This is a genomic window from Luteimonas sp. A611 (assembly GCF_054072715.1).
In genome coordinates this window covers 1-5,709 of sequence record NZ_JBSVRP010000011.1, presented here as the reverse complement: position 1 = coordinate 5,709, position 5,709 = coordinate 1, and the positions used below count along the sequence as shown (strand labels likewise).

General features: G+C 57.7%; 6 protein-coding genes. All 6 read left to right on the top strand.

Annotated features, from left to right (window positions below):
• Nucleotides 1-96 precede the first annotated feature (96 nt).
• The 6 genes from fosX to ACW5EG_RS16935 all read left to right on the top strand — a co-directional run bounded on the left by fosX (nt 97) and on the right by ACW5EG_RS16935 (nt 5,615).
• Complete coding sequence (fosX, locus tag ACW5EG_RS16960) at nt 97-501, top strand: FosX/FosE/FosI family fosfomycin resistance hydrolase (protein WP_457022461.1); 405 nt, start codon at nt 97-99, stop codon at nt 499-501.
• A 793-nt stretch (nt 502-1,294) separates the two neighbouring features.
• Nucleotides 1,295-1,783: a hypothetical protein gene (locus ACW5EG_RS16955; protein WP_457022459.1), complete on the top strand. Its 489-nt coding sequence runs from the start codon at nt 1,295-1,297 to the stop codon at nt 1,781-1,783.
• A gap of 1,294 nt (nt 1,784-3,077) precedes the next feature.
• Nucleotides 3,078-3,497 carry a hypothetical protein gene (locus ACW5EG_RS16950; RefSeq protein WP_457022458.1) on the top strand — a complete coding sequence of 140 codons (420 nt, stop codon included), beginning with the start codon at nt 3,078-3,080 and terminating at the stop codon, nt 3,495-3,497.
• 18 nt (nt 3,498-3,515) lie between these two features.
• Nucleotides 3,516-3,881, top strand: coding sequence for a DUF6984 family protein (locus tag ACW5EG_RS16945; protein WP_457022456.1), 366 nt, complete (start codon nt 3,516-3,518; stop codon nt 3,879-3,881).
• 426 nt (nt 3,882-4,307) lie between these two features.
• Nucleotides 4,308-4,655, top strand: a complete 348-nt coding sequence (locus ACW5EG_RS16940; protein ID WP_457022454.1) for a hypothetical protein — start codon at nt 4,308-4,310, stop codon at nt 4,653-4,655.
• Between the two features lie 504 nt (nt 4,656-5,159).
• On the top strand, nt 5,160-5,615 hold the full coding sequence (locus ACW5EG_RS16935) for a hypothetical protein (protein ID WP_457022452.1): 456 nt from the start codon (nt 5,160-5,162) through the stop codon (nt 5,613-5,615).
• The last annotated feature ends 94 nt before the right edge of the window (nt 5,616-5,709 follow it).

Below are 5,709 nucleotides of genomic sequence, written 5' to 3'. Positions count from 1 at the left end.
CACCGCCCAGGCCGGCGCGCCCTCGTCCAGATCGTGGTAGAAATCGCTTCGGAAGGAGCCGCGAGCGGCGCGGCTTAACTCAGGTTGTTAGAGCCCATGGAAGGCATTAGCCACCTCACTTTTGTCGTTCAAAACCTCGAGCGCACCGCTACCCTCTTGTGCGAGGGCTTGGGAGCGCGCGAGGTCTATGACAGTGCAGGCCGCAACCACTCACTCGCGCGCGAGAAATTCTTTGTACTTGGCGGCACCTGGATAGCCGCGATGGAGGGAGAAGCTCCCGCCGAGCGGTCATATCAGCATGTTGCCTTCGCAGTCCGCGAGGCGGAGTTGCCTACCTACCGCGCTCGCCTAGAGTCCTTGGGCGTAGAGTTCAAGCCGCCCCGCGGTCGGATAGACGGAGAGGGAAAGTCCTTGTATTTCTACGATTTCGACAATCACTTGTTTGAGCTGCACACTGGCACCTTAGAGCAGCGTCTTGCCGCGTACGGGCTTGGGCTCTAACAATTCGTTCAAGCCGAAACCGCTTCGTTACACCAAAGGCATGGCAGAAAAAGCTTGCCATGCCTTTGGCTCCACTACGCGGTTCGGCTTAACTCAGGCGTTAGGCCGCTCGGTCAGGCATCCCATGATCTGTGTGTGGTCACGGCAGCTGCACCTTGCGCGCGCACGCCTGCTGCTCCAGATCTTCGCGCAGCAACTTCACTCCCGAAGGTGCTTCGGCGCAGGCCGCTCGCTGGCGGCACCGGGCGCAGCAGCGGCCCGCCCGAACGCATCTTGGGCAGGCTTGCCCGGGCTTCGGTTTGGGTTACAGTTCCGGCAACTGGGCCCGGCAGTTCGGTTGCCGGCGCCCTAACTATTCGTTCAAGCCGAAACCGCTTCGCGGTTCGGCTTAACTCAAGTGTTAGGCAGAAAAGAGCACTGCCCCGTCGCCTCGGGGAGAAGCCTGACACGAGAAAGCGTACTTGCCTGATTGACCCCATCGGCCCAGCGCTCAGAATCAACCAAGCGCTCCGTCTGGTCGGACAACGGAGTTGGTCCGGCCAGACGGAGCGCTTGGTTGGTTGAAGCGGACCCACATGGTCGCTGCGGTCACTTTCCTTTGAGATCAACGAGTCCCGCGTGTCGTGGAGGGCAGTGCTCTTTCTCCCTAACTAGTCGTTCAAGCCGACACCGCCCAGGCCGGCGCGCCCTCGTCCAGATCGTGGTAGAAATCGCTTCGGAAGGAGCCGCGAGCGGCGCGGCTTAACTCAGGTTGTTAGCCCTCACGAACTACCCCGCCCTACCGAGCAACACCATGAGAATCGTTCTGCTGGTTGTCATCGCCCTAGTTTCTCTGATGAATGACTGCCACTCGCAGGAGTTTGAGCGGGGGGTTGTCTACTCGTACTCCAAGGATGGGCAGCGTCAGTACTCCGCAACCCCTCCAGCTGAGGGTGCTGAAGATGTTCGTGAGATGAGATACAACATTCCCCTGCAAGATGCCTTGCTTGGCATCTGGGTCGAAAGGCATGGCGACACGTCTTACAGCTTCATGCTTGAACACAGTCTGGAGTTTCGCACCGGGCGTCTCGCCAAGCACGGCGTATGGACCTATGCTCCAGGCAACTGCGCGGTTGGTGAGTCGCAGGGCAACTTATACATTCAAGCCGGCACAGAACGCTGTTGCCATAACGCATCGCTTTTGGGCAGCAATCTTGTCCTCACAGCAGTTGTACAGCCAAGGTTTGTCGGTGTCTGCAGTGACCGCGTTCTCGTCCGTGGTCCAATCTCCGGTGAGGGCTAACAATGCGTTCAAGCCGAAGCCGCTTCGTTCCGCAAAGCACATGGCAGGTACAGCTTGCCATGTGCTTTGCTCCACTGCGCGTCTCGGCTTAACTTAGGTGTTAGGCAGAAAAGAGCACTGCCCCGTCGCCTCGGGGAGAAGCCTGACACGAGAAAGCGTACTTGCCTGATTGACCCCATCGGCCCAGCGCTCAGAATCAACCAAGCGCTCCGTCTGGTCGGACAACGGAGTTGGTCCGGCCAGACGGAGCGCTTGGTTGGTTGAAGCGGACCCACATGGTCGCTGCGGTCACTTTCCTTTGAGATCAACGAGTCCCGCGTGTCGTGGAGGGCAGTGCTCTTTCTCCCTAACTAGTCGTTCAAGCCGACACCGCCCAGGCCGGCGCGCCCTCGTCCAGATCGTGGTAGAAATCGCTTCGGAAGGAGCCGCGAGCGGCGCGGCTTAACTCAGGTTGTTAGGCTGCTATGGATCCCCTGTCGCGCATCGAGTTCTCAGTTCGCTATCGACTCGGAGAGTATCTGAATTTCGTAACGGAGCACGCCTTCGATACAGATGATGCCTTGCGCACGCTGAGCGGAGTAAGACGGCATTTGGCGCGCATCACGCTCCAGTGTGTTGCAATAATCGGGTTCGTGTACAAATCATCTCGTGTCGGCCGATGCGACTTCACTATCGACGCTACGGGTGTGAGCAGACGCACCAAGGTCGGTCCAGGCTCTGTTGTTTGGTCCAGGGTGAAGGCAGTCCACACTTACAGCCGTGGCTTTCTTATTGAGCTCGAGAGTGGCGCCATGCCCATACCTTTCCGCGTACTCTCGCCCGAACAGCAAGCCCAATTTCGTCTACTGGCAGCGGACCAACTTCTTGCGGGGCCGCAGCCTAACAATTCATTCAAGCCGACACCGCTTCGCGGCGCGGCTTAATGCTGGCGTTAGGCAGAAAAGAGCACTGCCCCGTCGCCTCGGGGAGAAGCCTGACACGAGAAAGCGTACTTGCCTGATTGACCCCATCGGCCCAGCGCTCAGAATCAACCAAGCGCTCCGTCTGGTCGGACAACGGAGTTGGTCCGGCCAGACGGAGCGCTTGGTTGGTTGAAGCGGACCCACATGGTCGCTGCGGTCACTTTCCTTTGAGATCAACGAGTCCCGCGTGTCGTGGAGGGCAGTGCTCTTTCTCCCTAACTAGTCGTTCAAGCCGACACCGCCCAGGCCGGCGCGCCCTCGTCCAGATCGTGGTAGAAATCGCTTCGGAAGGAGCCGCGAGCGGCGCGGCTTAACTCAGGTTGTTAGGCCCCATGAAAATTCTCCGGCAGCTGCTTCTTGTTGAGATTGCTGCATTGCTTGCCTTATTAATTGTTGCTGGCGCAATGTCTGCTTACGGCGCTGCTGACGCGGCGCGGCACGCCGACTCGCTTCTTGCTCCTGCGGCTTCCGCAAAGGTCCTCTTCGGTTACACCATGATCATTGGCTTCTTGCCGGTTGTTGTTATCGGCGCGCCTGGCTACGTTGCCTTGCTTCGCAAGCATCTCGCTCGCTGGCCGTATGCTCTTGGTCTCGGCGTGCTGCCGGGGCTGCTCGTCCTTCCGTTCGAGTTGTCTTTGGGCTTCTGGGCAATCATCTGCGGGGCAGCTGTGGCACTTCTTACCCACGTCATGTGCCGTCGGCTGGGCCCTAACAATTCGTTCAAGCCGACGCCGCTTCGCGGCGCGGCTTAACTCAAGCGTTAGGCGGCCATGAGACATCTACTCGAACATGAGCGTCCGGTAGTCGCATACCTGTTTGAGCTCGCGGCCATTCCTGTAGATCTCGACACCCTTGAGGTCAGGCCCATGTCGGATGGCGGTATGGGTAGTCTTGCCATTTCACCCTTCGATAGTTCTCGCAAACACGGCTCATCGCCGGCGGAGTGCTACTTCTACGATCTAGATGGCGTACTCGTATCCGTAGAGCTAAACCTCGACCAGCACGGCGCCCCCTTTGAGATTGACATCTGGCGGGTAGACTTCGCACCAACGGTTGGCTGGCCTTTGCGCGCAGAGCTCTTGGCGGGCCCGCCTAACAAATCATTCAAGCCGAAACCGCTTCGCGGTTCGGCTTAATTCTGGTGTTAGCGCCCATGCTCATCTCACTGCTACTTTTGGCCGCGTTTCATGATCCGTTACCCCGCGGCTCGGGGGATAACGCTGCTCCACCTAGGCTCCTAAGCTCGGAGCCGGTCATTATTCCGCCAGACTTCTGCATCATGTACGCGGATCCAGAAACAACTTGTGCTGCAAGCACATCATTCGATGTTCTGACGGATGGAACTGTTTCAAACATCGAGATCAATCGCTCTTCCCGCGTATGGGAGTGTGACCGTGCGGTTATAAGGTCAGTTCGTAGCCGGGTCTATGAGTCGTCCAGTGGCTTCAAAGTACGAGATGAGGCCGTACAAAGTGAGACTTGTAGGGCCCTGCGTGGGCGCTAACAATTCATTCAAGCCGACGCCGCTTCGCGGCGCGGCTTAATTCAGGTGTTAGGCGGCAATGAAACACTCCCTAGTTTTGGTGCTTGCAACATCACTTCTTGCCGCGTGCACCAGCTATCGGCTCACCGACGAGCCTGGCGATCTAATTGCTCGCGATAGCAGCATTCCCTCACTGACCAGTCAGGGATGGGAGATTTCCAGAGCGCTCTCTCCCTCTGACGCTTCGGCTAAAGACAACCTTTCCCCTTCCGACCTCTCGTCAAGCTTTGACCAGTCTTGGGGTGAGTTCTTGGCAAAGATCGCCCCAGGTGACGAGCTTCGATCCGTTCGCCACAATGCTGGCATTGGCTATGCGGTGTTTCGTGGTGGTGTTCTAGTTGATATGTACTTAGTCACGATCTTCTAGTTGCCGCCTAACAATTCATTCAAGCCGAAACCGCTTCGCGGTTCGGCTTAATTCAGGCGTTAGGCCTCACAACAAATGTCCACGCAGTACGCGACCCAATGGAAAGCATATCGGCGCCGTCACTGGGCGGCGAGTATTGGCTTGCTTCTTGGTCTCCCGGCCGCGTGCTTCGTGGGTTACTTGGGCTATTCCCTCACCGGCATGGATATCGGGGTTGCTCTCTTGCTCGCTGCCTCGGCATGGGCAGGAACCTGGTTTTGGCTCTGTCTTCGCGTAACTCGCTTCCCCTGTCCTCGCTGTTCCAAGCCGTTTCTGGCTGGCCAAGAGCCAGTACTGGCTGCAACGAGGTACTGTTCAAGCTGTGGGCTCCAACTGTATGGCAGTGAGCCCTAACATTTCGTTCAAGCCGACACCGCATCGGGGCGCAAACCATGTGGCAGATGGAGCTTGCCACATGCTTCACGCCCCGCTGCGGCGCGGCTTAACTCTGGCGTTAGCCGTCAAATGAAAGATCTCGCAGGATTCCCGCCACAAACGATCGCTCTGATCATGGCAGCCTCGGCTGCCTACTTTGTGATCTGTTGGGCGCCAGTTATCTGGCCAATCATTGCAACCCACAAGCAACGCGGCGCATTCCCGCGGCGGTGGCTATTTGTCGGTGTGGTTCTTTCGTTGGCCTATGGCGTAATTGTCGCGTTCCTCATGCTGATCACTCTGCCCATCACGGCGTATAGCGTCTTTGTCGCGCCCCAGCTAAGCGCCAATGGGTTTCACTTCGCTGATCCGTTGCTTCGTGCAAATCGGTTCGTTACAGATTTCTGGTGGCTTCTATTGCCGCCCGCTTTGTTGCTCAACACATTCTGGTTCGTCCGCAAGCTGCGTCCAATATGGCCGGCTGTTTGCCAAGCGTTGACGGCTAACAATTCATTCAAGCCGAAGCCGCTTCGCGGCTCGGCTTAATTCAGGCGTTAGGCACCAATGGCAGCACCGTCGATGATTGAAGAAATTAACTCTTGCAAGAACCTATTCTTGGCGGAGATCTCCGAGCCAGAGA